At 64.9% G+C, this 24,740-nt stretch carries 30 protein-coding genes and 1 riboswitch; of the genes, 1 reads left to right on the forward strand and 29 read right to left on the reverse strand.

The window, feature by feature from the left end:
* Positions 1–97 precede the first annotated feature (97 nt).
* Positions 98–844, reverse strand: a complete 747-nt coding sequence (locus tag F6X40_RS18375; RefSeq protein WP_090802074.1) for a Nif3-like dinuclear metal center hexameric protein — start codon at positions 842–844, stop codon at positions 98–100.
* Positions 845–863: 19 nt separating this feature from the next.
* Here F6X40_RS18375 and F6X40_RS18380 point away from each other — a divergent pair, with 19 nt between their 5' ends.
* On the forward strand, positions 864–2,084 hold the full coding sequence (locus F6X40_RS18380) for a Do family serine endopeptidase (RefSeq protein ID WP_184070588.1): 1,221 nt from the start codon (positions 864–866) through the stop codon (positions 2,082–2,084).
* Positions 2,085–2,173: 89 nt separating this feature from the next.
* Here the strand turns inward: F6X40_RS18380 and tatC are convergent, their stop codons facing one another.
* The 28 genes from tatC to F6X40_RS18520 form a co-directional block, all read right to left on the reverse strand.
* The gene (gene tatC / locus F6X40_RS18385) at positions 2,174–2,959 is read right to left on the reverse strand and encodes a twin-arginine translocase subunit TatC (protein ID WP_184065597.1); all 786 of its coding nucleotides are present in this window, start codon (positions 2,957–2,959) and stop codon (positions 2,174–2,176) included.
* Positions 2,960–2,993: 34 nt separating this feature from the next.
* A complete protein-coding gene (tatB, locus tag F6X40_RS18390; protein WP_187628793.1) occupies positions 2,994–3,536 on the reverse strand; it encodes a Sec-independent protein translocase protein TatB in 543 nt (180 codons plus the stop codon).
* 48 nt (positions 3,537–3,584) lie between these two features.
* Positions 3,585–3,830: a Sec-independent protein translocase subunit TatA gene (gene tatA, locus F6X40_RS18395; RefSeq protein WP_018420076.1), complete on the reverse strand. Its 246-nt coding sequence runs from the start codon at positions 3,828–3,830 to the stop codon at positions 3,585–3,587.
* Positions 3,831–4,098: 268 nt separating this feature from the next.
* The gene (locus F6X40_RS18400) at positions 4,099–4,464 is read right to left on the reverse strand and encodes a histidine triad nucleotide-binding protein (protein WP_187628794.1); all 366 of its coding nucleotides are present in this window, start codon (positions 4,462–4,464) and stop codon (positions 4,099–4,101) included.
* 93 nt (positions 4,465–4,557) lie between these two features.
* Positions 4,558–4,953 carry a DUF4870 family protein gene (locus tag F6X40_RS18405; RefSeq protein ID WP_184065591.1) on the reverse strand — a complete coding sequence of 132 codons (396 nt, stop codon included), beginning with the start codon at positions 4,951–4,953 and terminating at the stop codon, positions 4,558–4,560.
* A gap of 90 nt (positions 4,954–5,043) precedes the next feature.
* A complete protein-coding gene (locus tag F6X40_RS18410; RefSeq protein ID WP_187628795.1) occupies positions 5,044–5,439 on the reverse strand; it encodes a phosphoribosyl-ATP diphosphatase in 396 nt (131 codons plus the stop codon).
* Positions 5,436–5,846, reverse strand: a complete 411-nt coding sequence (gene hisI, locus F6X40_RS18415; protein WP_090802086.1) for a phosphoribosyl-AMP cyclohydrolase — start codon at positions 5,844–5,846, stop codon at positions 5,436–5,438. Before hisI ends, F6X40_RS18410 begins: the two co-directional genes overlap by 4 nt.
* A gap of 1 nt (position 5,847) precedes the next feature.
* Positions 5,848–6,621, reverse strand: coding sequence for an imidazole glycerol phosphate synthase subunit HisF (gene hisF / locus F6X40_RS18420; protein WP_187628796.1), 774 nt, complete (start codon positions 6,619–6,621; stop codon positions 5,848–5,850).
* A 246-nt stretch (positions 6,622–6,867) separates the two neighbouring features.
* On the reverse strand, positions 6,868–7,620 hold the full coding sequence (gene hisA / locus F6X40_RS18425) for a 1-(5-phosphoribosyl)-5-[(5-phosphoribosylamino)methylideneamino]imidazole-4-carboxamide isomerase (RefSeq protein ID WP_184070595.1): 753 nt from the start codon (positions 7,618–7,620) through the stop codon (positions 6,868–6,870).
* A 181-nt stretch (positions 7,621–7,801) separates the two neighbouring features.
* Positions 7,802–8,443, reverse strand: a complete 642-nt coding sequence (gene hisH, locus F6X40_RS18430; protein WP_184035773.1) for an imidazole glycerol phosphate synthase subunit HisH — start codon at positions 8,441–8,443, stop codon at positions 7,802–7,804.
* A gap of 161 nt (positions 8,444–8,604) precedes the next feature.
* Positions 8,605–9,192 (reverse strand): imidazoleglycerol-phosphate dehydratase HisB, encoded by a 588-nt coding sequence (gene hisB, locus F6X40_RS18435; protein WP_184070599.1) that lies wholly within the window; start codon positions 9,190–9,192, stop codon positions 8,605–8,607.
* A 115-nt stretch (positions 9,193–9,307) separates the two neighbouring features.
* On the reverse strand, positions 9,308–10,378 hold the full coding sequence (gene hisC, locus F6X40_RS18440) for a histidinol-phosphate transaminase (protein WP_184070601.1): 1,071 nt from the start codon (positions 10,376–10,378) through the stop codon (positions 9,308–9,310).
* A 243-nt stretch (positions 10,379–10,621) separates the two neighbouring features.
* Positions 10,622–11,956 carry a histidinol dehydrogenase gene (gene hisD / locus F6X40_RS18445; protein WP_184070603.1) on the reverse strand — a complete coding sequence of 445 codons (1,335 nt, stop codon included), beginning with the start codon at positions 11,954–11,956 and terminating at the stop codon, positions 10,622–10,624.
* Between the two features lie 58 nt (positions 11,957–12,014).
* Positions 12,015–12,716 (reverse strand): ATP phosphoribosyltransferase, encoded by a 702-nt coding sequence (gene hisG / locus F6X40_RS18450; RefSeq protein WP_184035753.1) that lies wholly within the window; start codon positions 12,714–12,716, stop codon positions 12,015–12,017.
* A complete protein-coding gene (gene murA / locus F6X40_RS18455) occupies positions 12,713–13,975 on the reverse strand; it encodes a UDP-N-acetylglucosamine 1-carboxyvinyltransferase (protein WP_187616842.1) in 1,263 nt (420 codons plus the stop codon). Before murA ends, hisG begins: the two co-directional genes overlap by 4 nt.
* 111 nt (positions 13,976–14,086) lie before the next feature.
* Entirely contained in the window at positions 14,087–14,326 is a 240-nt protein-coding gene (locus F6X40_RS18460; RefSeq protein ID WP_008918725.1) for a BolA family protein, read from the reverse strand.
* Between the two features lie 15 nt (positions 14,327–14,341).
* Positions 14,342–15,106 carry an ABC transporter permease gene (locus tag F6X40_RS18465; RefSeq protein ID WP_184052306.1) on the reverse strand — a complete coding sequence of 255 codons (765 nt, stop codon included), beginning with the start codon at positions 15,104–15,106 and terminating at the stop codon, positions 14,342–14,344.
* Positions 15,103–16,035 (reverse strand): ABC transporter ATP-binding protein, encoded by a 933-nt coding sequence (locus F6X40_RS18470; protein WP_187628797.1) that lies wholly within the window; start codon positions 16,033–16,035, stop codon positions 15,103–15,105. The genes F6X40_RS18465 and F6X40_RS18470 overlap by 4 nt, the downstream gene beginning before the upstream one ends.
* Positions 16,036–16,226: 191 nt before the next feature.
* Complete coding sequence (locus tag F6X40_RS18475) at positions 16,227–16,547, reverse strand: lipid asymmetry maintenance protein MlaB (RefSeq protein WP_187628798.1); 321 nt, start codon at positions 16,545–16,547, stop codon at positions 16,227–16,229.
* Entirely contained in the window at positions 16,544–17,176 is a 633-nt protein-coding gene (locus tag F6X40_RS18480) for a phospholipid-binding protein MlaC (RefSeq protein ID WP_187628799.1), read from the reverse strand. Before F6X40_RS18480 ends, F6X40_RS18475 begins: the two co-directional genes overlap by 4 nt.
* A gap of 114 nt (positions 17,177–17,290) precedes the next feature.
* Positions 17,291–18,271, reverse strand: a complete 981-nt coding sequence (locus F6X40_RS18485) for a VacJ family lipoprotein (protein WP_187628800.1) — start codon at positions 18,269–18,271, stop codon at positions 17,291–17,293.
* 19 nt (positions 18,272–18,290) lie between these two features.
* Positions 18,291–18,821, reverse strand: coding sequence for an outer membrane lipid asymmetry maintenance protein MlaD (gene mlaD / locus F6X40_RS18490; RefSeq protein ID WP_187612918.1), 531 nt, complete (start codon positions 18,819–18,821; stop codon positions 18,291–18,293).
* A 91-nt stretch (positions 18,822–18,912) separates the two neighbouring features.
* Entirely contained in the window at positions 18,913–19,680 is a 768-nt protein-coding gene (gene mlaE, locus F6X40_RS18495) for a lipid asymmetry maintenance ABC transporter permease subunit MlaE (protein ID WP_018420057.1), read from the reverse strand.
* Complete coding sequence (locus F6X40_RS18500; protein WP_221307828.1) at positions 19,677–20,501, reverse strand: ABC transporter ATP-binding protein; 825 nt, start codon at positions 20,499–20,501, stop codon at positions 19,677–19,679. The genes mlaE and F6X40_RS18500 overlap by 4 nt, the downstream gene beginning before the upstream one ends.
* A 91-nt stretch (positions 20,502–20,592) precedes the next feature.
* Positions 20,593–21,696, reverse strand: coding sequence for a thiamine phosphate synthase (gene thiE, locus F6X40_RS18505; protein WP_187628801.1), 1,104 nt, complete (start codon positions 21,694–21,696; stop codon positions 20,593–20,595).
* Positions 21,693–22,508, reverse strand: a complete 816-nt coding sequence (locus F6X40_RS18510; RefSeq protein ID WP_090805494.1) for a thiazole synthase — start codon at positions 22,506–22,508, stop codon at positions 21,693–21,695. Before F6X40_RS18510 ends, thiE begins: the two co-directional genes overlap by 4 nt.
* Positions 22,509–22,615: 107 nt before the next feature.
* Positions 22,616–22,813 (reverse strand): sulfur carrier protein ThiS, encoded by a 198-nt coding sequence (gene thiS / locus F6X40_RS18515; protein ID WP_026225709.1) that lies wholly within the window; start codon positions 22,811–22,813, stop codon positions 22,616–22,618.
* A gap of 59 nt (positions 22,814–22,872) precedes the next feature.
* Positions 22,873–24,009: an FAD-dependent oxidoreductase gene (locus tag F6X40_RS18520; RefSeq protein WP_090802108.1), complete on the reverse strand. Its 1,137-nt coding sequence runs from the start codon at positions 24,007–24,009 to the stop codon at positions 22,873–22,875.
* Positions 24,010–24,230: 221 nt separating this feature from the next.
* A riboswitch (TPP riboswitch) is annotated at positions 24,231–24,354 on the reverse strand.
* Between the last annotated feature and the right edge of the window lie 386 nt (positions 24,355–24,740).

The raw sequence follows: 24,740 nt of genomic DNA on the forward strand, positions 1-24,740 counted from the left end.
CAGGGTTTGTCCGTACCGATCGCAAACTTTTTCGCACCTCCTTTTAAGTGCCTTCTGCGGTATTCCTGCCTTGTTCTTCGTTAATGCAATTCGCAATTCAAACGGGATTGGGGATATCGATAAACAGATGTTCGATATCGAACGATTCGGACAGATGCTTGCCCACCGCCTGCACGCCGAAGCGCTCGGTCGCGTGGTGGCCAGCTGCCAGAAACGCGACGCCGCTTTCCGCCGCCGTATGCATCACCGACTCCGATACCTCGCCGGTCACGTAGACGTCGACACCCGCGTTGATCGCCGCGTCGAACATGCCTTGCGCGGCGCCCGTGCACCAGCCGACGCGGCGCAGCTCCATATCCGGATCGCCGAACACGAGCGGCGTGCGGCCCAGTGTCTGCGCGATCTCCGCGGTGAGGTGCGACAGCGTGATCGGCATCGGCAGCGTGGCGAGCCAGCCGAGATCGTTGTCGCCGAAACGCGCGTCGCTGATCCAGCCCATCTTCTCGCCGATCTGCGCGTTGTTGCCGAACTCGGGATGATCGTCGAGCGGCAGATGGTAGGCGAACAGGTTCAGGTCGTTGGCGAGCAGCAGCTTCAAACGAGCATGTTTGCGGCCGGTGATCTGCGGTGCCTCGTTGCGCCAGAAGTAGCCGTGATGGACCAGCACGGCGTCCGCGCCCCAGTCGAGCGCGGCCTCCAGGAAGGCCACCGACGCGGTAACGCCGGTCGCAAGTTTGTTGATCCGGCGGCGTCCTTCGACCTGCAATCCGTTCGGGCAATAGTCCTTGAAGCGCGCGGTTTCAAGGAGATTGTTCAAGTACAATTCAAGTTCAATCCGATCCATATAGACCTCTAGTCTTCAGATGCTTAGACGCTTCTGGCTGTTATTTGCCCAAGCGGTGACGGTGCTGTTGGCGCTGATGTTCATCATTGCGACCCTCAAACCGCAGTGGCTGCAGCGCCAAGGACAATTCGGCAGACAACTCGCCGAACCGATCGTCGCGCTACGGGAAGTGGCGCCGGGCATCGGCACTGGCCATGCCGAAACGTCCTATGCCGAAGCGGCGCAAAAGGCCATGCCCGCGGTCGTCAACGTGTTCTCCAGCAAGGATGGCTCGCTGCCTCCCGACCCGCGCGCCAAAGACCCGCTGTTCCGCTACTTCTTCGGCGACAGGAACAATCGCAAGCAGCAGGAGCAGCCTGCCTCGAATCTCGGCTCAGGCGTGATAGTGAGTTCGGAAGGTTACATTCTAACGAACCAGCACGTCGTCGACGGCGCCGATCAGATCGAAATCGCGCTCGCCGATGGCCGCACCGCCAGCGCGAAGGTCATCGGCATCGACCCCGAAACCGATCTGGCCGTGCTAAAGGTCAATATGACCAATCTGCCCACCATCACGCTCGGCCGGATGGACCAGACCCGCGTCGGCGACGTCGTGCTCGCGATCGGCAATCCGTTCGGCGTCGGGCAGACCGTAACGATGGGCATCGTCAGCGCGCTCGGCCGCAATCATCTCGGCATCAATACGTTCGAAAACTTCATCCAGACCGACGCCCCGATCAACCCCGGCAATTCAGGCGGTGCGCTCGTTGACGTGAACGGCAACCTGCTCGGCATCAACACCGCCATCTACTCGCGCTCGGGCGGCTCGCTCGGCATCGGCTTCGCGATTCCGGTGTCGACCGCGCGCAGCGTGCTCGAGAGCATCATTACGACCGGCACGGTCACGCGCGGCTGGATCGGCGTCGAACCGCAGGACGTCACACCGGAAATCGCGGAGTCGTTCGGGCTCGATCAGAAGTCGGGCGCTATTGTCGCAGGCGTGCTGAAAAGCGGCCCGGCCGACCGTGCGGGCATCAAGCCCGGCGACATCCTGACGAGCGTAAACGGCCAGGTGATCACCGATACCACGCGTCTGTTGAACGTGATCGCGCAGATCAAGCCCGGTACGGCGGCGAAAGTGCATCTGGTGCGCAAAGGTCATCAGATCGATCTCGACGTGAAGATCGGCAAACGCCCGCCGCCGCCGAAACAGACGGAAGACGACAACGGCGGCGATCAGCCGGATGACGAAGGCGGTTGAAGTAATGCCGCGATTCCACGCAATGAATAAGGGCAGTCCGCAATGAACTGCCCTTTTTCATTTGACACCCGGCACTGACTCGCGACACCTCAACTGGACGGCGGCGGACTCGCATCCTCCACGACCACCGGCTGCTTGCCGACGATCAACCGCGCCGCGACGATGCCAGCTTCGTACAGCAGAATCAGCGGAACCGCGAGGATCAGCTGCGAAAACACGTCCGGCGGCGTTACGACGGCCGACACCACGAACGCGCCGACGATCACATACGGCCGGATCTCCTTCAGCTTCTTCAGCGTCACCACGTTCATCCGCACCAGCAGCACGACGACGATCGGTACCTCGAACGTGACGCCGAACGCGATGAACATCGTCAGCACGAAGCTCAGGTAATTGTTGATATCGGTTGTCATCTCCGCGCCAAGCGGCGCATTGTAGTGCGCCATCACGCGGAAGATGGTCGGAAACACGACGAAGTACGCGAACGCCATGCCGCACAGGAACAGCGTGTAGCTGCTCGCGACGAGCGGCGCGACGAGCTTCTTCTCGTGCTGATAGAGCCCAGGCGCGACGAACGCCCAGATCTGGTACAGCACGACCGGCAGCGCGATCACGAAGGCGACCAGCATCGTCACCTTCATCGGCACGAAGAATGAGCCGGTGACGTCGGTGACGATCATCTTGCCGTCCTTTGGCAGATTCATCATCAGCGGACGGGCGAGCAGTTTGAAGATGTCCGGCGCCCAGTAAACGAGCCCGACGAACACGACGACGACGGCGAGCCCCGCACGGATGATGCGGTCACGCAGTTCGACGAGGTGGGAAATGAAGGTCTCTTCAGTGCCTTCGTTCTGGGATTGCTGGGGGTCGCTCACACCGGCCCTCGGTTGGGGATTGTCGATCTGAACATCAGAAAAACCGCGTCGGACGACGCAGGTTGGCAGGTGTGTGCCGCGCAACGCGCGCGGCGCCCGACTGCACGCGCGTGCGCCGCAGGCTCGCTCGCTTGTACCAGGTGGGCGTGGCGCTCTGCTGGACGCGCCAGGTCTTGCGTTTGGGCGCGGCGGCCGGCGTACTGACGGGCCACGAGGCGGCACCCGCGCTGCCGCTGGCCCCGCTGCCGGCGTCTTCGAGCGCGCCGCCGGCGATGCTCGGCGATACCGACGTACCGCTATTCCATGCTTCGTTCAGTTCATTCTCGTGCTTGCGCACATTGTCCTGAACCGCCGTTTGGACATTGCTCGCAGCCTTCTCGAACTCGGTCTTCATGCGCCGCAATTCGTCGAGCTCGATTTCGCGCGTGACTTCGGCCTTAACGTCGTTGATGTACCGCTGTGCGCGGCCGAACAGCGCGCCGGCCGTGCGAGCGACACGCGGCAGGCGCTCAGGCCCGAGGACGACCAGCGCGACGACGCCGATCAGCGCCATCTTGGTTAGACCGAGGTCCAGCATGAAATGGAATGTCCGTCAGAAACGCGGGAACGGCGCGAAGGCCGCGGCTTAGCGGTAATCGCTCGATTGCTGCGTCTTTTCCTTCGCTTCGACGTCCACCGCGCCGTTGCGCGGCAGCTCGCGCTGCTGCTGTTGCGCGTCGGCCGACGACGAATCGGCTTCCTTCACGCCTTCCTTGAAGCCCTTCACGGCGCCGCCCAGATCGCTGCCGATGTTGCGTAGCTTCTTCGTGCCGAACACGAGCGCGACGATCAACAGAACGATCAACCAATGCCAAATACTCAACGAACCCATGACTACTCTCCTTAACCCCGGCGCCGCATCTTGATGCGGCCAATTTGCATAACCTGAAGCGCGTGCGCTTCGTCTCGATATATCTCTACGTTACCTCAGGCTGCACCGCCTCGCTCGCAATGCGGCCATCTTCGCCTGTCATTGTGGCCACACGATCGCGTCGACGTTATTACACAGCGGTAAAAACAACGACGGCGCTATTGTCCTCGACCAAAACTCGCGGCGGTGCGCACTTGCCACGCAACGCGCCTGACGCGCGAACCGGCGCTCAGCCCATGCGTTGCCAGGGACGCGGTCCCGCGAGAATGTGCGCGTGCAGGTGATACACCTCCTGACCACCGCCCGGACCGGTATTGATTACCGTGCGAAAGCCCGTTTCGCCGCCGTCATAGGCGACCCCCAATTGTTCGGCCAGTCGCGCGGCCAGGACAAGCATTCTACCAAGCAGAGGCGCGTCGCTTTCCGTGCAGTTCGACAGCGTTGCAATGTGCTTGCGAGGAATCACCAGCACATGCGTTTCGGCCGCCGGACGGATGTCGCGGAAGGCGACGAACTCGTCGTCTTCGTGGACCCTGGTCGACGGGATTTCGCCAGCGGCAATCTTGCAGAAAAGGCAGTTCGGATCGAGACTCATCGTATTCCTGACGCGGTATGACTTGGGCGAGCGAAGCCGCCCGCGCCGAGGTTCGATCCGAAAGCCGGCCCGCCCATACGGACCGGCTAGCGTTCAGACCCAACTGGCCGGATTCGCGAACGACTTGTTATCGTACAGATACAGCCAGCCTTTGATAATACGGTACAACATCCATATGCTGACTGCCCACAGCACCGGAATGCCGATCACGACGAGCAGCAGCAACGCGCCGATCGCGTAACCGACGAGGCCCAGCCAGAACGTGCGGATCTGCCATTCGAAGTGCGCTTCGTACGGCGTGCCGGCCACGTCCGACCGTTTGACGTAGTTGATGATGATCGCGACCAGAATGGTGAGCCCGCCGGTCAGCCAATGGACCGCATACAGCGCGTACAGCACGTGCGTGAGCGTGCGCAGGCTGCGCTCGCGCTCAGGCTCCATCGCGTGGCGGTAGACCGGCGGCGGATAGCTTCCTTGCGGCTGTTCCATGCTTGCGTCCTCCCGGAGGTGCGGTTACCGCTATATTGGCGCCGGCGCGCGCGACTTCAAGCGGAAACGCCAGATTTCTGCTCCGGCTGCTCAGTCGCCGTTTTCCTCGCGCTCGCGGCTCTTGCGCAGCGCCTTTTCCTCGATGCCCGACAGGCCTTCGCGACGCTCGAGTTCGGCGATCACGTCGGCGGGGCTCAGATCGAAATGCGACAGCATCACGAGGCAGTGGAACCACAGGTCCGCAACCTCGCCGACCAGCGCCTTCGGTGCGCCGCCCTGGCGCACGTCCTTCGCGGCCAGCACGACTTCGGTGGCTTCTTCGCCGATCTTTTTCAGCACCGCGTCGTCGCCCTTGTGGAACAGGCGCGATACATACGAGATGTCCGGATCGCCGCCCTTGCGGCTGTCGATCACCGCCGCGAGGCGCAGCAGCGTGTCGAGCGTGGAAGCCGTGGCGGGCGACGGGTTTTGCGTGGATTGCATCATTTGTAGATGTGTTCGGGGTCTTTCAGCACGGGATCGACGGCCTGCCAGTCGCCATCGTCCACCGAGCCTTCGAATTTCTGGAAAAAGCACGAGTGGCGGCCGGTATGGCACGCGATGCCCGATACCTGCTCGACTTTCAGCAGCACGACGTCTTCGTCGCAATCGAGTCGCACTTCATGCACATGCTGCACGTGGCCCGACTCCTCACCCTTGAACCACAGGCGCTGGCGCGAGCGCGAGAAATACACCGCGCGGCCGGTCTCGACGGTCTTCGCGAGGGCCTCGCGGTTCATCCACGCGAACATCAGCACGTCGTTCGTCGACGCTTCCTGCGCAATCACCGGCACGAGGCCGTTCGCGTCCCACTTGACCTTGTCGAGCCAGTTCACCGCCGAAGGATTCGTCACGTCACAACCTCACCGAAATGCCCTGATCGGCCATGAAGCGCTTGGCCTCGCCGACCGTGTGTTCGCCATAGTGGAAGATGCTCGCGGCGAGCACCGCGTCCGCGTGACCGCTCTTGATGCCGTCGGCGAGATGCTGCAGATTGCCGACGCCGCCCGACGCGATCACCGGCACCGGCACCGCGTCCGACACCGCGCGCGTGAGCGAAAGGTCGAAGCCGCTCCTGGTGCCGTCGCGATCCATGCTGGTCAGCAGGATTTCGCCCGCGCCCAACTCGGCCATCTTGCGCGCCCATTCGACCGCATCGAGACCGGTGGCCTTGCGGCCGCCGTGCGTGAACACTTCCCAGCGCGGCGTTTCGCCGTCGGCCGATACGCGCTTCGCGTCGATCGCGACGACGATGCACTGCGAGCCGTATTTGTCGGTCGCGTCCTTCACGAGTTGCGGATTCGCTACCGCCGACGAATTCATGCTGATCTTGTCGGCGCCCGCGTTCAGCAGGCGCCGCACGTCTTCGACCGCGCGCACGCCGCCGCCGACCGTCAGCGGAATGAACACCTGCGAAGCGACCGCCTCGATGATCGGCAGAATCAGGTCGCGCTGATCCGAGGTCGCGGTGATGTCGAGGAACGTCAGTTCGTCGGCGCCCTGCTCGTCGTAACGGCGCGCGATTTCGACCGGGTCGCCCGCGTCGCGCAGTTCGACGAAGTTGACGCCCTTGACCACGCGGCCCGCGGTGACGTCGAGACAGGGGATGATGCGTTTAGCTAGAGCCATGATCGTGCAATTCTGCCAATACCGCTGATGAGGCCGCTCGCTTGCGGGCAAGCGGCACGGTGCCGGCGCGAGCGGTTGCGTCGCGCCGCGAGTGAGGTGCCGGCCGGAAGCTGGCGAGGTTCCGGGCGCTTGATCGTGCGACGCGCGTTACAGGCAAGCCATCGTTCGAACGAGCGCCGCAAATCGACACGAGCGCAACGCCGGCGGCCCGCACAACCTGCCCAGCACGCGCAGCCGACGCCGTGCTTAAGCGTCGTCCGCTTCGCGCAGCTTGTCCGCGAGCGTCTGCGCGGCCGCGAAGTCGAGGTCGCCCGAATAGATCGCGCGGCCGCAGATTACGCCCTCGATGCCCTCGCCTTCGACTTCGCACAGCGATTCGATGTCCGCGAGGTTCGACAGACCGCCGCTCGCGATCACCGGAATCTTGACCGCGCGCGCAAGGCGCACCGTCGCTTCGATGTTGATGCCTTGCAGCATGCCGTCACGGCCGATGTCGGTGTAGACGATCGACTCGCAGCCGTAGTCCTCGAACTTGCGCGCGAGGTCGGCCACTTCGTGACCGGTCAGCTTGCTCCAGCCGTCGGTGGCGACCTTGCCGTCTTTCGCGTCGAGGCCGACGATGATGTGACCGCCGAACGCGGTGCACGCGTCCTGCAGAAAGCCGGGGTTCTTCACCGCGGCCGTGCCGATGATCACGTACGACAAACCGTCGTCCAGATAGCGCTCGATCGTGTTCAGGTCGCGGATGCCGCCGCCCAGCTGAACCGGAATCGCGCCGCCCACTTCATCGATGATCGCCCGGATTGCATCGCCGTTCTTCGGCTTGCCGGCGAACGCGCCATTCAGATCGACGAGATGCAGACGACGCGCGCCGCGGTCGACCCAATGTCGGGCCATTGCCGCCGGTTCCTCGGAGAAAATCGTCGCCTGGTCCATATCGCCCTGTTTGAGGCGTACACACTGACCGTCTTTCAGGTCGATGGCGGGAATCAGCAGCATAGCAATCGGGTGTTATCTGGGAGTGGATTGAAGGTCGGCGGCAGCGGCTGGCGAGTCAGCCCGCCGCAATACCGTCTCGCTAGTTTAGTACAACTCGTTCGGCGCTCCAGCGGGGCGCCGGTCGGATGCGGGACCGCGGCACCGCGCGACGCGCGCGCGGCAACGGGATGAAAAAAGGCGTTCACGGGTTCCAGTGCACGAAGTTGCGATACACGCGCAAACCCGCCTCGGCGCTCTTTTCAGGGTGGAATTGGGTGGCAAAGATGTTATCCCGCGCTACCGCCGAGGTAAAGGGCACGCCGTAGACCGTTTCGCCCGACGTATGCGCCGGGTTGTCCGGAACCACGTAGTAGCTGTGCACGAAGTAGAAGAACGCGTTGTCGGCGACACCGTCCCACAGCGGATGCGGCTGCGCCTGACGCACGCGGTTCCAGCCCATCTGCGGGACCTTGAAGCGCGAGCCGTCGTCCTGCACCTGGCCTTCGAGCTCGAAGCGCACCGCCTTGCCGGGCAACAGACCCAGACCCGGCGTGTCGCCCTCGGCGCTCCAGTCGAACAGCATCTGCTCGCCGACGCACACGCCCATCAGCGGCTTGCTGCGCGACGCCTCGACGACCGCTTCCTGCAAACCGGACGCGCCGAGACTGCGCATGCAGTCGGGCATCGCACCCTGGCCCGGCAGCACCACGCGGTCGGCCGAGCGGATCGCTTCCGGACGATCGACGATCGCCACGTCCGCTTCCGGCGCCGCTTTACGCAGTGCCTGGGCAACCGAGCGCAGGTTGCCCATTCCGTAATCCACAATCGCTATCGAAGTTTTCATTTCAAGTTTGGCCGCTCTGCCCTCGATCCATCGATGCCGCGGCGCGGCGTCAAACGACGTGCCGGCAAATGCGGTCCTGCCCGATGAATCGCTTGAAGGTGAGTGGCCTGAAGACGTTGGAGGCGGTGAAACCCGTGTTAAAGCCTGCTACGGCCGTTACGTTAGAGGCTCCCCTTGGTCGATGGAATCTGTCCGGCCGCGCGCTCGTCGAGTTCGACGGCCATGCGCAGCGCACGCCCGAATGCCTTGAACACCGTTTCGAGCTGATGGTGCGCGTTGATGCCACGCAGGTTGTCGATGTGCAGCGTCACGCCGGCATGGTTCACGAAGCCGCGGAAGAATTCGATCGACAGGTCGACGTCGAACGTGCCGATGCGCGCGCGCGTGAACGGCACGTGAAATTCGAGGCCCGGACGGCCGGAAAAATCGATCACGACGCGCGACAGCGCTTCGTCGAGCGGCACGTAGGAATGGCCGTAGCGGCGGATGCCCTTGCGATCGCCGATCGCCTTCGCGACGGCCTGGCCGAGCGTGATGCCGGTGTCCTCGACCGTGTGATGATCGTCGATATGCAGGTCGCCATGCGCTTCGATCTCGAGGTCGAACAACCCGTGGCGGGCGATCTGGTCGAGCATGTGGTCCAGGAATGGCACACCCGTGGCCAGCTTCTGCTGGCCGGTGCCGTCCAGGTTGATCTTCACACGGATCTGCGTTTCGCTGGTGTGGCGAACGACTTCCGCAAGGCGCATGGCAATTCCTCGAATCTGGCTTAAAAGCGCTAGTAATGTGGGATGGACAAACTGGCGGGCTGCTCAGTGCAGCCGTTCAACGCAGCGGCTCAGTGCCGCCGCTCGATGCGGCGGGTTACCGCAACACGAGTTTCAGGCCGGCGACCAACTGGGCGTTCTCGTTCGGCGAACCGACGGTCAAACGCACGCAATTGGCCAGCAATGGATGCATTTTACTCACGTTTTTGATCAGAATCCGCGCCGTTAGCAGGGTTTCGAACAATACCGACGCATCGGGCACCCGCACGAGCAGGAAGTTGCCCGCGCTAGTGAACACTTCGGCGCCCGGCAGCGCGGCCACCGCCTGCGCGAGTTTCTCGCGTTCGTCGCGCAATTGCGCGGCCTGCGCATCGAGCACGCCGATGTGGTCGAGCAGGAAATCAGCGGCGGCCTGCGTCAGCACGTTGGTGTTGTACGGCGGGCGGACCTTGTCGAACTCGGTCAGCCACGCGGGCTTGCCGACCAGGTAACCGAGGCGAATGCCGGCGAGGCCCAGCTTCGACACCGTGCGCATCACGACGACGTTGTCGAACTGGTCGGCGCGCGGCAGCCAGCTCTTCTGCGCGAACGGCTGATACGCCTCGTCGATCACGACGAGGCTCCTGCCCGCCGCGGCGACGATGCGCTCGATTTCGGCGTCATCGAACAGCGTGCCGGTCGGGTTGTTCGGATACGCGAGATAGATGATCGCCGGTTCATGCTCGGCGATCGCCGCGAGCATCGCGTCGGTATCGAGCGTGAAGTCGGCTTTGAGCGGCACGCCGACGAATTCGAGATTCGCCAGCTTCGCCGACATCTGATACATGACGAAGCCCGGCACCGGCGCGAGCACCTTCGCGCCCGGCTTCGCGCACGCGACCGACATGATGCTGATGATTTCATCCGAGCCATTGCCGAGCAGCACGTCGCACCCCGCCGGCACGCCCATCACGTGACGAATGCGCTCGATCAACTGCTCGGGGCGCGGCGCCGGATAACGGTTCAACGCGACGCCGGCCAGACGCTCGCCGAGATGCGCGGCAAGTTCCGGCGGCAGCGGAAACGGGTTTTCCATTGCGTCGAGCTTGATGAAGCCGGTGGCGTCGGGAACCGGATAGCTCGTCATTGCGAGCACGTCGCTGCGGATGATGTCTTGAGGTGTCGTCATAGGTTCGGGGGCCGGGCCGTGCTAAAGACGCCGGGTCGGCGTCGTCGGCGTGGGGCGCTCGGGTTGGTCTCTGTCGTCGTTATTGAACGGGGCGGGTGGGCTCGAGCCGTCGCTCGAGCGGGTGGAAGCCGGAAAACATGGAAGCCGGTCGATGCGGCGGCGGTTGCCGCCCTCGCCGCTTCGCCTGCTCCCGCTTACGCCTGCTTGAGTTCCGCCGCGCGCCAGCGCGCTCAGCGCTCCGCCTCAGCCGCGTTCGTTGTTGTTCTGCCGCATCCGGTATTCGGCGCTGCGTGCGTGCGCTTGCAGACCTTCGCCGTATGCCAGTTCCGCGGCAATCTCGCCGAGCGTCTGCGCACCTTCCGCGCTGACCTCGATCAGACTCGAACGCTTGAAGAAATCATAGACGCCGAGCGGCGACGAAAACCGTGCGGTACGCGACGTCGGCAGCACATGATTCGGGCCCGCGCAGTAGTCGCCGAGGCTCTCGCTCGTGTAACGGCCAAGGAAGATCGCGCCTGCGTGACGGATCTGTTGCGCCCACTGATGCGGCTCCAGCGCCGAAATTTCAAGGTGCTCCGGCGCGATGTCGTTGGCGATCGCGCAGGCCTCGGCCATGTCGCGCACCTTGATCAGCGCGCCGCGGTTTTCGAGCGACGTGCGGATCACTTCGCGGCGCGGCAGGGTGGGCAGCAGTTCGTCGATCGCTTCCTGCACGCGCGCGATGAACGCGTCGTCGGGGCACAGCAGGATCGATTGCGCGAGCTCGTCGTGCTCGGCTTGCGAAAACAGGTCCATCGCGACCCAGCGCGGGTCGGTCGTGCCGTCGCACAACACGAGGATTTCCGACGGCCCGGCGATCATGTCGATGCCGACCGTGCCGAACACGCGACGCTTCGCCGACGCGACGTACGCGTTGCCGGGGCCGCAGATCTTGTCGACCGCGGGCACGGTCGGCGTGCCGTACGCGAGCGCAGCTACCGCCTGCGCGCCGCCGATCGTGAACACGCGATCGACGCCACCCAGCAGAGCCGCCGCGAGCACGAGCGGATTCTTCACGCCTTCCGGCGTCGGCACGACCATCACGATTTCGCGCACGCCGGCCACTCGCGCCGGTATCGCGTTCATCAGCACCGACGACGGATACGCGGCCTTGCCACCCGGCACGTAGATCCCCGCGCGATCGAGCGGCGTGACCTTCTGGCCGAGCACGGTGCCGTCCGCTTCGGTGTACTGCCAGCTATGGCTGCCGCACTCGATCTTCTGCTTCTCGTGATAGCCGCGCACGCGTGCCGCCGCCGCTTCGAGCGACGCGCGCCGCTTCGGCTCGAGACTTTCGAGCGCCGCCTCGAGTTCGGCCATCGGCAGTTCGAGCTCGGCCACGCTTTTCGCATCGACGCGATCGAAGCGATTCGTATACTCGAGCACCGCCTCGTCGCCGCGCGCCTTCACGTCGTTCAGAATCTGCGCGACCGCGCGCTCGATGGCTTCGTCTTCGCTCGCCTCGAACGCGAGCACCGCATGCAGCGACTTGTGGAAGTCGCGAGCGGTGGAATCGAGTTTGCGAATCTTGGTAGACATACAGGTATCCGTTTCGGTAAGGCGCGCTATCAGTGCAACGTCACATTGCCATCGTCAGTCAGGGCGCCGGGGCGGCGGTTTTCGACGAAGCATTGGCAAACGCGTCGAGAATCGGCCGCAACGCGGCGCGTTTGAGCTTCAGCGCTGCCTGGTTCACGACGAGACGCGACGAAATCTGCATGATCTCCTCCACCTCGACCAGATTGTTCGCGCGCAGCGTATTGCCCGAGCTGACCAGGTCGACGATCGCGTCGGCGAGTCCAACCAGCGGAGCGAGTTCCATCGAACCGTACAGCTTGATCAGATCGACGTGAACGCCCTTGGCGGCAAAATGCTCACGAGCGGTTTCAACATACTTGGTAGCGACCCGCAGACGCGCGCCCTGGCGCACCGCGTTCGCATAATCGAAACCGGCCGCGACCGCGACCGACATGCGGCAACGCGCAATGTCCAGATCCACCGGCTGATACAGGCCGCTGCCGCCATGCTCGAGCAGCACATCCTTGCCGGCCACGCCGAAGTCGGCCGCGCCGTACTCGACATAGGTCGGCACGTCGGTCGCGCGCACGACGATCACGCGCAGGTTCGGGTCGGTGGTCGGCAGAATCAGCTTGCGCGAGCTCTCCGGATCTTCCGCTACCTCGATGCCGGCCGCCGCGAGCAGCGGCAGCGTTTCCTCGAAGATACGCCCTTTCGACAACGCGAGCGTGAGCGGCGCGCTGACCGCCGGCGACGACGACGTTTGCGGCATCGAACTCATGCCCCGCTCCCGGAAACCCGGCGCACCTTCGCGCCGATCGCATTGAGCTTCGCTTCCATGCGGTCGTAGCCGCGATCGAGGTGATAGATGCGGTCGATCAGCGTCTCGCCCTCGGCGCGCAGCGCGGCGATCACAAGACTCGCGGACGCGCGCAGATCGGTGGCCATCACCTTCGCGCCGGACAGTTTTTCGACGCCGGTGACGAGCGCGGTGTTGCCGTCGATCGTGATGCTCGCGCCGAGACGGTTCAGTTCCTGAACGTGCATGAAACGGTTTTCGAAGATCGTCTCCACGACTTGCGACGTACCGTCCGCGATCGTGTTGAGCGCCATGAACTGCGCCTGCATGTCGGTCGGAAACGCCGGGTATTCGGAGGTGCGGAACGTGACCGCGCTCGGGCGCTTGTCCATGCGCACGCGCATCCAGTCGTCGCCTTCCTCGACCGTGACGCCCGCTTCGCGCAGCTTTTCGGTGACGGCTTCGAGCAGCAGCGGACGCATCTTGCGCAGCATGACGTCGCCGCCGGCCGTTGCGACCGCGCACAGGAAAGTGCCCGCTTCGATGCGGTCCGGAATCACCGTGTGCTTCGCACCGTGCAGCTTGTCGACGCCATGGATCACCAGACGGTCGGTGCCGATGCCTTCGATCTTCGCGCCCATCGCGACGAGCAGACGCGCGAGGTCGACCACTTCGGGTTCGCGCGCGGCGTTCTCGATGACCGTCTCGCCTTCGGCGAGCACCGCCGCCATCAGCAGGTTCTCGGTACCGGTCACGGTGATCATGTCGGTGACGATGCGCGCGCCCTTCAGACGCTTCGCGCGCGCTTCGATGAAGCCGTGCTCGATCGTGATCTCGGCGCCCATCGCCTGCAGACCCTTGATGTGCTGATCGACCGGACGCGCGCCGATCGCGCAGCCGCCCGGCAGCGACACGCGCGCATGACCGAAGCGCGCGACGAGCGGACCGAGCACGAGAATCGACGCGCGCATCGTCTTCACCATTTCGTACGGCGCGACGAGGTTGTCGACCTTCGACGCGTCGAGCGCCACGCGCCCTTCGCCGGCTTCGATACGCACGCCCATCTGGCCGAGCAGCTTGAGCATCGTGCGCACGTCCTGCAGATCGGGCACGTTCTCCAGATGCACCGGATCGGCGCTCAGCAGACCCGCGCACAGGATCGGCAATGCCGCGTTTTTCGCACCCGAGACGACAACTTCACCGGAGAGCGGGTAGCCACCTTCAATGATGAGTTTATCCATGCCTGTCGGTTCCTGATCGGCCCGGTTCGCGTCCGGACCTGCTTTGTCTGTGTTCGGCGCGCCGCTAGCGGTGTCGCGCCCTTCCTGAGTAATTCGCACAAAATTTCCAGATTACGCGTTCTGCCATTCGGCGGGCGTCAGCGTCTTCATGCTGAGCGCGTGGATTTCTTCGCGCATGCGGTCGCCGAGCGCCGCATACACGAGTTGGTGACGCTGGATCAGGCGCTTGCCTTCGAAGTTCGGCGAGACGATCGTCGCAAAGAAATGCTGACCGTCGCCTTCGACTTCGAGATGCTCGCACGCGAGTCCAGCTGCAATGTACTGTTTGACCTGTTCGGGAGTCGGCAACATGAGAGAAGCTCCTCGTCAGTGGCGCAGCTTGTAGCCGGTAGCGAGCATGCGCATCGCCACGGCGGCCAGCACCACGAAGAAACCGGCGACGATCGCGAGGCTCACCAGCGGGTCGATATCCGACACGCCGAAAAAACCATAGCGAAAGCCGTCGATCATGTAGAAAAACGGATTGAGCCGCGATACTTCGCGCCATACGGGCGGCAGCGTATGCGTCGAGTAGAACACGCCCGACAGGAACGTGAGCGGCATGATCAGAAAGTTCTGGAACGCGGCGAGCTGGTCGAACTTCTCGGCCCAAATGCCGGCGATCAGACCCAGCGTGCCGAGAATCGCCGAGCCGAACATAGCGAACACGATGATGTAGAGCGGCGCGGTGAAGGCGAGCGGCACGAACCAGATCGTCACGATGAACACGCCGAAGCCGACACACAGCCCGCGCGCCACGGCCGCGAGCACGTAGGCCGCGAACATCTCGTGGTGCGACAGCGGCGGCAGCAGCACAAACACGAGGTTGCCGGTGATCTTCGATTGAATCAGCGACGAAGAACTATTCGCGAACGCGTTCTGCAGCACGCTCATCATCACGAGGCCCGGAATCAGGAAGCTCGTGTATTCGACGCCCGGATAGACTTGCACGTGGCCGCGCAGCGCGTGGCCGAAGATGGTCAGGTAAAGCAGCGCGGTGATGACGGGCGCGAGCACGGTCTGGAAAGACACCTTCCAGAAGCGCAGCAGTTCTTTGTAAAACAGCGTGCTAAATCCACTGTACCCGCTCATGCAAGCCCCTCGATCACTTCTGGACCGTTCATCACCTGAACGAATACGTCTTCGAGGTCGGCCTTGCGGACCTCGATTTCTTCGAATGTACAACCGGCCGCGCGGCATTGCGCGAGGATGCGCTCGACGTCGTCGTAGCTCGTCATGCGCAGCAGATGCTGGCGGCCATTGCCGTTGCCGGCGCCGCCTTCCGCCTCGAGCGGACGCAGCTCGGCGGGCAGCACGCCCTGGGCGAAGCGAACGAACAGTTGCATGCCGGCGAAACGCTGCAGCAGTGTGCTGGTGCGATCGAGCGCAACGACCTCGCCACGGCGCAGCATCGCGATGCGGTCGCACAACGATTCGGCTTCTTCCAGATAGTGCGTGGTCAGCACGATCGTGTGGCCTTCGCGATTCAGGCGCGAGATGAACTTCCACAGCGTCTGGCGCAACTCGACGTCGACACCCGCGGTCGGCTCGTCGAGCACGATCACCGGCGGGCGGTGCACGAGCGCCTGCGCGACCAGCACGCGGCGCTTCATGCCGCCCGACAGCGCGCGCATGTTGGCATCGGCCTTTTCGGTGAGATCGAGATTGGCCATGATCTCGTCGATCCACGCGTCGTTGTTGCGCAGCCCGTAGTAGCCGGACTGGATGCGCAAGGTTTCGCGCACCGTGAAGAACGGATCGAACACGAGCTCCTGCGGCACCACGCCGAGCGCGCGGCGCGCGTTGCGGAAATCGTCGACGACGTCGTGACCGCGCACCGCGATGCTGCCTTCGTCGGCGCGCGCGAGACCCGCGAGTATGCTGATGAGCGTCGTCTTGCCCGCGCCGTTCGGACCGAGCAGTCCGAAGAACTCGCCTTCTTCGACCGTGAGGCTGACGCCCTTGAGCGCCTGCAAGTCCTTGTAGCGCTTCTTGACGTTACGAATTTCTATGGCTGACATGACTATGGGCCGCGTGCGTCGCGGCGCCTGAAGTAGCCCCGATGGAGCTTGGGGACGCGCAAATGCTGGAAGAAACGGGAACCGGGGCCGATTAGGGGGCCAGTTCGACGCCCCAAAAAAACGTTTGATTATAGGGCAAAAACTGACACCCCCGGCCTGGCCGGAAGGGGGGAGACGACGCTAGAGGAGCGTCAATGTCGCGCTGACGCAACCATGCTGGAGGCGCCAGAAGAGAGAAGTGTATCGACGCCGTAGGCCTGCGCGAGACTGGCGAGCCCAGCCGGCAGATTGACGATTTCGAACTTGCCGCCGCGCGCCGCCGCGGCCCGCACCCACGCGAGCAGGACGGCGAGCGCCGACGAATCGAATTGCGTGAGCGGCGCGCAATCGACGCCGCCCGCACCCGCCGCGATGCGTTGCAGACCCGCCGCGAGCGCGGCCTTCGCGCTCTCGTGGGTCAGCATCGTGCCGCTGTCGAAGCGGTTCGCAACCGGGTTCAGCACGTCGCTCACGACTGCTTGCCCGCGGCGAGTTGCTGATTGCGCTGCGTGAGGAACTGGATCAGTCCGTCCACGCCCTTCTGCTGGATCTGCTCGTTGAACTGCTGCTGATACGCCTGGATCAGCCACGCGCCGAGCACGTTGATGTCATACACGCGCCAGCCCTGCGCCGTCTTGTACAGGCGGTAGTCGAGTTCGATCGGCTGACCGTTGTTCATCACGACCGAGCGCACCACCGTGTCGGTGTCGTCCGGGTTCATGCGGAACGGCTTGTACTGGATCTGCTGGTCGCGCACCTGCGCGAGCGCGCCCGCGTACGTGCGGATCAGCAGCATCTTGAACTGCTCGACCACCTGGTTCTGCTGTTCGGTCGTCGCGGTGCGCCAGTTACGGCCCATCGCGAGCTGGGTGGTGCGGCGGAAATCGATGTACGGCAGGATCTTTTCGTTGACGAGCGCCGTGATGTGCGTGATATCGCCCTGCTGGATCGACTTGTCGCCCCGAATCGCGTCCATCACCTGCTGGGTGACGGTCTTGATCAGCGCGTCGGGCGCGCTGGTGTCGACGGTTTGCGCCGATGCGCCCGCGCTGATGAACGAAAACAACGCGGCAAACAACGGAATCAGGAAGAATTTTTTCATATCGAGCTTTGCCTCAAAAATAATGCAACAGTTTGAACCGACCTTATCACGCGAGTTCGACGGCAATCCATGCGCAAACTGCGAGAGTCGTATCGATCTGTTACGGCTGCACGTTCAATGAAATCTTAAGGACGGGAAGTTGAAGCGCGTGGGCGGCACCAACTGACCGGCCGGAATTTGCGTTTCCGGGCCGCCTTTCAGGTCGAGAGGCGGTGTTTCGGCGCCCGACGCGGCCTCCGGTGCCGACGCGCCTTGCGGCGTGCCCACGGCCGCGCCGGATGCGGGAGCCGGCTTGGCCGGCGCACCTGCCGCGCCCGTCTCGCCTTCGTCGTACTTCGGCAGCGGCGCTTCCTCGTCGTAGCTCGGCAGTTCCTGCGGCCGCCGGCGGTTATCCGACAACAGATACTGCCGGCGCTGCAGATACGCGTTACGCACGAACGAGTATTTGTCGAGCGCCGCGCCTTCCAGCAGGTTGCTCGCTCCGAGCAGGTTCGCGCGCGTGTTGACGATGTTCAGGCCATACAGCGCCCAGCTCAGGCCCGGCGGGTCGACGTAGCTGATCGGGTTCACGTAGTAGTTGCCGAGCGAGCCCACCGCATCGCGCACCGTGCTCGGCCCGAACAGCGGCAGCACCAGATAGGGGCCCGCCGGCACGCCGTAGTGGCCGAGCGTCAGACCGAGGTCGTTGTCGTGCTTCGGGAGCTTCGCGAGCGTCGCGACGTCGAACAGGCCGCCGACGCCGAACAACGTGTTGATCACGATCCGCATGATGTCGGACACGCCGTCGGCGATGCGCAGCTGCAGCAGGTTGTTCGCCGCGATATAGACGTCGCCGATGTTCGAGAAAAAGTTCGTCACGCTGTCGCGAACCGGCTGCGGCGTGACCCAAACGTAGCCCTGCGCAACCGGCTTCAGCGCGTACTGGTCGATCTTGTCGTTGACGGTGAAGATCGTACGGTTCAGCCCTTCGAACGGGTCGCCCTTGGTAGGCGTCTGCACGGTCGTGCAACCGGCGAGCAGCGCAGTCGCCACGGCGACCTTGCCGAACTGTAGGACGCGCGCGCCGCTGCGCGCGGTCTGCAGTGTCGTTTGCATCTAATTCTCCTTGTTGGCCTTACTGGCCGGCAGCGCCGGAGGCCGGCGCGCCCGGCGCCGGTGCAGGGGCGGATGCGGCGGGCTTCGCCGCGCCGGAATCCGCGGCCTTGCTATACAGGAACTGGCCGATCAGGTTTTCCAGCACGATCGCCGATTGCGTCATCGAGATCGTATCGCCGGCCTTCAGCATTTCCGAGTCGCCGCCCGGCTCGAGCCCGATGTACTGCTCGCCGAGCAGACCCGAGGTCAGGATCTTCGCCGAAGTGTCCCTCGGAAACTGATATTGCTTGTCGATATCGATCGTGACGAGCGCCTGGTAGGTGTTGCTGTCGAAGCCGATCGACGCGACCCGGCCGACCGTCACGCCGGCGCTCTTCACCGGCGCGCGTGGCTTCAGCCCGCCGATGTTGTCGAACTTCAGCTTGACCGGGTAGGTTGCCTGGAACGACAACGAGCTCATATTGCCGGCCTTCAGCGCAAGAAACAGCAACGCCACGAAACCCAGCACCACGAACAGGCCGACCCAGAAGTCGAGAACATTCTTTTTCATCGTCATCCCAAAGTGAATCCGCCGCGCCGCCGCCACCTCCCGCCGTGCGCGGCGCATCATGCACCGCCGGCAGCCGGCATGCTGCGCGGTCTTAGCTGAACATTAGTGCGGTCAGCAGGAAATCGAGCCCGAGCACCGCGAGCGACGCGTACACGACCGTGCGGGTCGTCGCGCGCGACACGCCTTCCGGCGTCGGCTTCGCCTCGTAGCCCTGAAACAGCGCAACGAAGGTCACCGCGAGGCCGAACACCACACTCTTGACGACCCCGGCGCCGACATCGCGCCACACGTCGACGCCGCTTTGCATCTGCGACCAGAACGCGCCGGCATCGACGCCGATCAGCAGCACGCCCACCACGTAACCGCCCAGAACGCCGACCGCGCTGAAGATCGCGGCGAGGATCGGCATCGACACGATGCCGGCCCACAGGCGCGGCGCGATCACGACCTTGACCGGATCGACGGCCATCATTTCCATCGCGGTGAGCTGCTCGCCCGCCTTCATCAGGCCGATTTCGGCCGTCAGCGACGTGCCCGCGCGCCCGGCGAACAGCAGCGCGGTCACGACCGGCCCGAGCTCGCGCACGAGCGACAGCGCGACCAGCAACCCGAGCGCCTGCTCGGAGCCATAACGGTTCAGCGTGTAATAGCCCTGCAGCCCGAGCACGAAGCCGACGAACAGCCCCGACACCGCGATGATCACGAGCGAATAATTACCGACGAAGTGGATCTGCTTCGTGACAAGACGCGGGCGGCGCAGCAGCGGGAAAAATTCGAGCACGAGCCGCAGGAAGAAGCGCGTCGCGTAGCCGGCGGTGCCGAGCCCGGTGATGACCGAGCGCCCGATCGTACTGATCATGACTGGCCTCCGCCCATGCCGAAGTCCGCCTCGAGCGGCGTCTGCGCCGGATAGTGGAATCTGAACGGGCCGTCCGGCGCGCCGTCGATGAACTGCCGCACGGTCGGATCGGTCGACGCGCGCAGTTCGTCGGGCGTGCCCTCGGCAAGCGCACCGCCGTTGGACAGGAAGTACACGTAGTCGGCGATCGCGAATGATTCCGGCACGTCGTGCGTGACGAGAATCGACGTGGCGCCGAGCGCCCGGTTCAGCGTGCGGATCAGGTTCGCGGTGATGCCGAGCGAGATCGGGTCGAGACCGGCGAACGGCTCGTCGTACATCATCAGTTCGGGGTCGAGCGCGATTGCGCGCGCGAGCGCCACGCGCCGCGCCATGCCGCCGGAAATCTCGGACGGCAGCAGGTCGCGCGCGCCGCGCAGGCCGACCGCGTTGAGCTTCATCAGCACGAGGTCGCGCAGCAGTTCTTCGGGGAGATCGGTGTGCTCGCGCAGCGAGAAGGCGACGTTTTCGAACACCGACATGTCGGTGAACAGCGCGCCGAACTGGAACAGCATGCCCATCTTGCGGCGCAGCGCGTAAAGGCCTTCGCGCGTCTGCTCGCCGATGTCCTCGCCATGGAACAGCACCTGGCCGCGCTGGGCGCGCACGAGGCCGCCGATCAGCCGCAGCACCGTGGTCTTGCCGCAACCCGAGCCGCCCATGACCGCGACGACCTGACCGCGACGAAAGCGCAGATTCAGATTCGACAGGACGAGCCGGTCGCCGTAACCGAAGTCGACGTCGCGCAGCTCGAGTAAGGTCTCGGGATAGGAAGGCACCAAACTGACGATCCTTTTACAGAGAAGGCCGAATTATAGGGCCATCGTGCAAAAGCTGCCGTGAGGTGCCCCGTTCCTTGACTATGCCTGACGATTATTGCGTAAACGTGTGTTGCAGCGCAGACAAGGCGGCGGCCGGGTCGGCCGCTTCCGTCACCGCGCGCACCACGGCCGCGCAGCCGACACCGGTCGCGAGCACGTCCGGCAGCACCTGCAGATCGATCCCGCCGATCGCGACGAGCGGCAGCACGCCATCGAGCAGCCGCACATAGCGTGCGAGGCGGCGCAAGCCCTGCGGCGCGGTCGGCATGACCTTGGTCGTGGTCGGGAACACGGCGCCCAATGCAATGTAGCTCGGCCGGAAATGCAGCGCCTTCAGCATCTCGTAGAAGCCGTGAGTGGACAGGCCCAGGCGGATGCCCGCGTCAGCCAGCGCGGACAGATCCGCGGTATGCACGTCTTCCTGGCCGAGGTGCACGCCGTACGCGCCCGCCTCGAGCGCCGCCTGCCAGTGATCGTTGATGAACACCTGCGCGTCGTGCGCGCGGCCGGCCGCCACGCAGCGCGCGATTTCGCGCTTCAGCTCGTCGGCGGGTTCGGCCGACTTGCGGCGCAACTGCACCGTCTTCACGCCGAAGCCGACCACCCGTTCGACCCAGTCCGCGGTCGGCAACACCGGATACAGGCCGAGCCTTGCCGGGCAGCGCGGGAACGCCTTGGCGGGTGCCGCCGGCAGCTCGGTAAGGCGCGGAAAGCGAGCGAGGTCGGCCGGGAAAGCATCGTCGGCGCGGGTCTCGTCGCCATCGCGCCACGCGAGCGCGAGCACCAGCGCGTCGCGCGGATCGAAACCGCAGTCGAGGAACGCGGCAAGCGCGGGAATCCAGTCTTCCGCCAGATGGCCTTCGAGGCCATACTTCTCGCCGCCCAGATGCAGCGTCGCGTGGTTTTCCGCGGCGACGATCACGCCCGCACCCCGCGTCAGCCAGCGCGCGATTTGCTCGCCGTGCTGCTGTGCGTCGGCGGTCACGATCAGGTCGCCACCGTTCGGTTCGTCGGGTGCGATCAGGCAGATGCGCCACGGCGCGTGCGTCGGCGGCCAGTCGCCGAGACGGGCGCGGATGCGCTCGGCGGCTTCGATGAGTTCGTCGGCCGTCGGCCAGAACAGATCGCGGTCCTTCAGCGTCAACGACTGAGTCATGCGGCACCTCCATCCTGATGCCAGAACGGCATGCCGACCACCGGCGTGCTCGCGTGCGCGCTCTCGCGCTCGGCCATCGGGCCCGCGAGATACGCTTGCCGACCCGCCTCGACGCCCAGCGCGAACGCGCGCGCCATCGCGTCGGGGTGCGTCGCCTGCGACACGGCCGTGTTCAGCAGCACGCCGTCGAAGCCCCACTCCATCACCTGGGCCGCATGCGACGGCACGCCGAGCCCGGCGTCGACGATCAGCGGCACGTCCGGCAGCCGCTCGCGCAACACGCGCAGCCCGTATGGATTGATCACGCCCTTGCCGGTGCCGATCGGCGCGCCCCACGGCATCAGCGCCTCGCAGCCGGCGTCGAGCAGACGGCGGCCGATCACCAGATCTTCGGTGCAGTACGGCAGCACCTTGAAGCCATCCTTGACGAGCCGCGCGGCGGCTTCGATCAGGCCGACCGGGTCGGGCTGCAGTGTGTAGTCGTCGCCGATCAGTTCGAGCTTGATCCACTCGGTCTCGAAGATTTCGCGCGCCATGTGCGCGGTCGTCACCGCTTCACCGACGCTCAGGCAACCCGCCGTGTTCGGCAAGAGCGGCACGCCATGGCGCTTGAGCAGATCGAAGAAGCCGGCTTCGGCGTGGCCCTCGTTCATCTGACGGCGCAGCGCGACCGTCACCATGCCGGGGCGCGCGGCGTCGATCGAATCGGACAGCGATTGCAGCGACGGATAGCGCGATGTGCCGAGCAGCACGCGGCTTGCAAAAGTTTGACCGTATAGCGTCAGCGCGTCGGCGGTCTCGTGAGAAGTCATTTGCATCATCCTGGTTTGCCCTCGCGGCTAGAACCGACCGCGTTGCGGCAATGGGTTTTCGGCGACGGTTGTTGCGTTCGGTAAGCGAGAGGCTGGCGCGGTCGCGCTCAGCCGCCCGCGACCGGTTGCACGACGTCGAGCCGGTCGCCCGTTTGCAACGCGCGCGCCGCATGCTGCGCACGCGCGACGAAATCGCCGTTGAGCGCGACCGCGAACGGCGGACGCGCGCCAAAGGCGGCGAGCGCATCGGCGACAGTCGCGCCCTCGGGCAACGACAACGGCTTCTGATTGATATGAATGTCCATGGTGTTCGAATACGGTTCAATCGATGGCGCAAGCGGCATCGCGCGCGGCACGTTGGCCGCTACGCTCGGGCCGGCTCGCGCGCGAAATGCTGCTGGAACAGCTCGCTCCAGCGTGAGTCGCGCCGCCAGCCGGCGAATGCGTCGGCATCACCGACGCGGCCGTCGAGCAGCGCGCTCGCGAAGCGCACGGCTTCGTCGGCGACTTCGGGCGCGATCATGTAGCCGTGCCGGTACAGGCCGTTCACGCGCAGCGTGCGCGCGCCGTCCCACAGCAGCGCGGGACGATGATCGGGCAAGGTCGGCCGGCACTGCGAATTCAGCTCGAGAATGCGCGCCTCGCCGAAGCCCGGGTGCACCGAAAACGCCGCGCTCAGCAACTCGAGCGCCGAACGCACGCTGACGGGCGACATGTCCTCGCCCTCCACCTCGGTCGCGCCGATCACGTAGAGGCCGTTCTGCTTCGGCGCGATATACAGCGGGTAACGCGGATGCAGTAGCCGCACCGGGCGCGTCAGCTGCAGGTGAGGCGCATGCACGCGCGCAACTTCGCCGCGGATGCCGCGCAGCGTCGGCAGCACCGGCTTCGCGCCGAGCCCGCGGCAATCGATGGTGATGCCGGCCTCGGGCAGCGATGCGTCGTCGATCGGCGTGTTCCAGTGCGTGTCGACGCCGCGCTCGGCAAGCCCGGCCGCAAGCGCGGACAACACCTGGCGGTTGTCGAGCTGGCCTTCTCGCGGCAGCAGCCAGCCTTGGCTGAAGCGGCCGGCCAACGCGGGTTCGGCGGCGCCGAGCTGCGCGCCCGCCAACGCGACGAAGCCGCCGTCGAGCAACTCGGCCGGCGCGTTCGCACGCACGCGCCGCTCGAATAGCGGCGCCTCGGTGCGATCCGCGTGATGCCAGACGACGAGCGTGCCGTTGCGCTGGAAAAACACCGGCTCCGGCAGTTCGGCAAGCACGCGCGGCCAGCTTTCGAGCGAACTCGCGCCAAGCCGCGTGATCAGCAGCTCGGCGCTCGCGGCCTCTGCCAGCGGCGCGAGCATCGCGGCGGCGACCCACGCGGCAGCCTGCGAACCGGTGGCATCGCCGCGCTCGTAGAGCGCCACGCGATGCCCGTCGCCAGCGAGGCGCCACGCGACCAGGCGGCCGCACAGGCCGCCGCCGAGCACGGCGAAATCGGGTCGGGCGGGACGGTTCATCGCGCGCGCTCCGTTCGACTGCGGTGGGCAAAACCAAAACGGCACGGCTCGCCCGAGGCGGCGTGACGAAGGGAAAAATGCATGTCTGAAGAATAGGCGGTCATCGAGTCCTTTCCGTACGGCCAAAAACGCACGTACCCAGGACGAAACCGGCGGGTGAAGCCGGCCGGTCACGACGTGCACATGTGAGCTGCGCTCGCCGCCCGGCGGGGAATGGAAGACGGTTGCTTCCGGAAACTTCCCGCGCCGGTATTACCCGGATCGGGTGCAAAGGGTCTCTCTCAGCCTCGCCGCCCCGGCATGAAAGTCATGCCGCCTGTGGGCGAAGCACCCCTGTTTCGTCGAAGGTCATTAGACCATAAAAGGCGCGGCGCCCGCAAACCAGCGCTCCGCGGTCGCCAACCCGATTTTGATCTGGCGCCGTCTATCGAGATGCCGGTGCGAAGCGGCCCGGCGCTCTGGCACAATGCCGTGACCGGTGCCGCAAAAACGCGGCGCGCGCGGCGCTCGTGGCCGCATGCGTGGCGGCGGCACCCCAGCGGATGCCGGCCCCGAAAATTAATTTTCGCTTAAGGGCGTCACGCCAGAATCGGGCGCCAGTCCGGACTCGCGTTCATCGAGCGTGATGGCGCGATGCCCGGCCAGGTATCGCAGACCCGCGGCAGCCACGCCCTCGCAAAGGGGCCCGCAGTTCGCGGGATCGCCCGACATGGGTCAACCAGATTGGACCC

The organism is Paraburkholderia sp. UCT31 (genome assembly GCF_014397655.1).
Classification (GTDB): domain Bacteria; phylum Pseudomonadota; class Gammaproteobacteria; order Burkholderiales; family Burkholderiaceae; genus Paraburkholderia; species Paraburkholderia tuberum.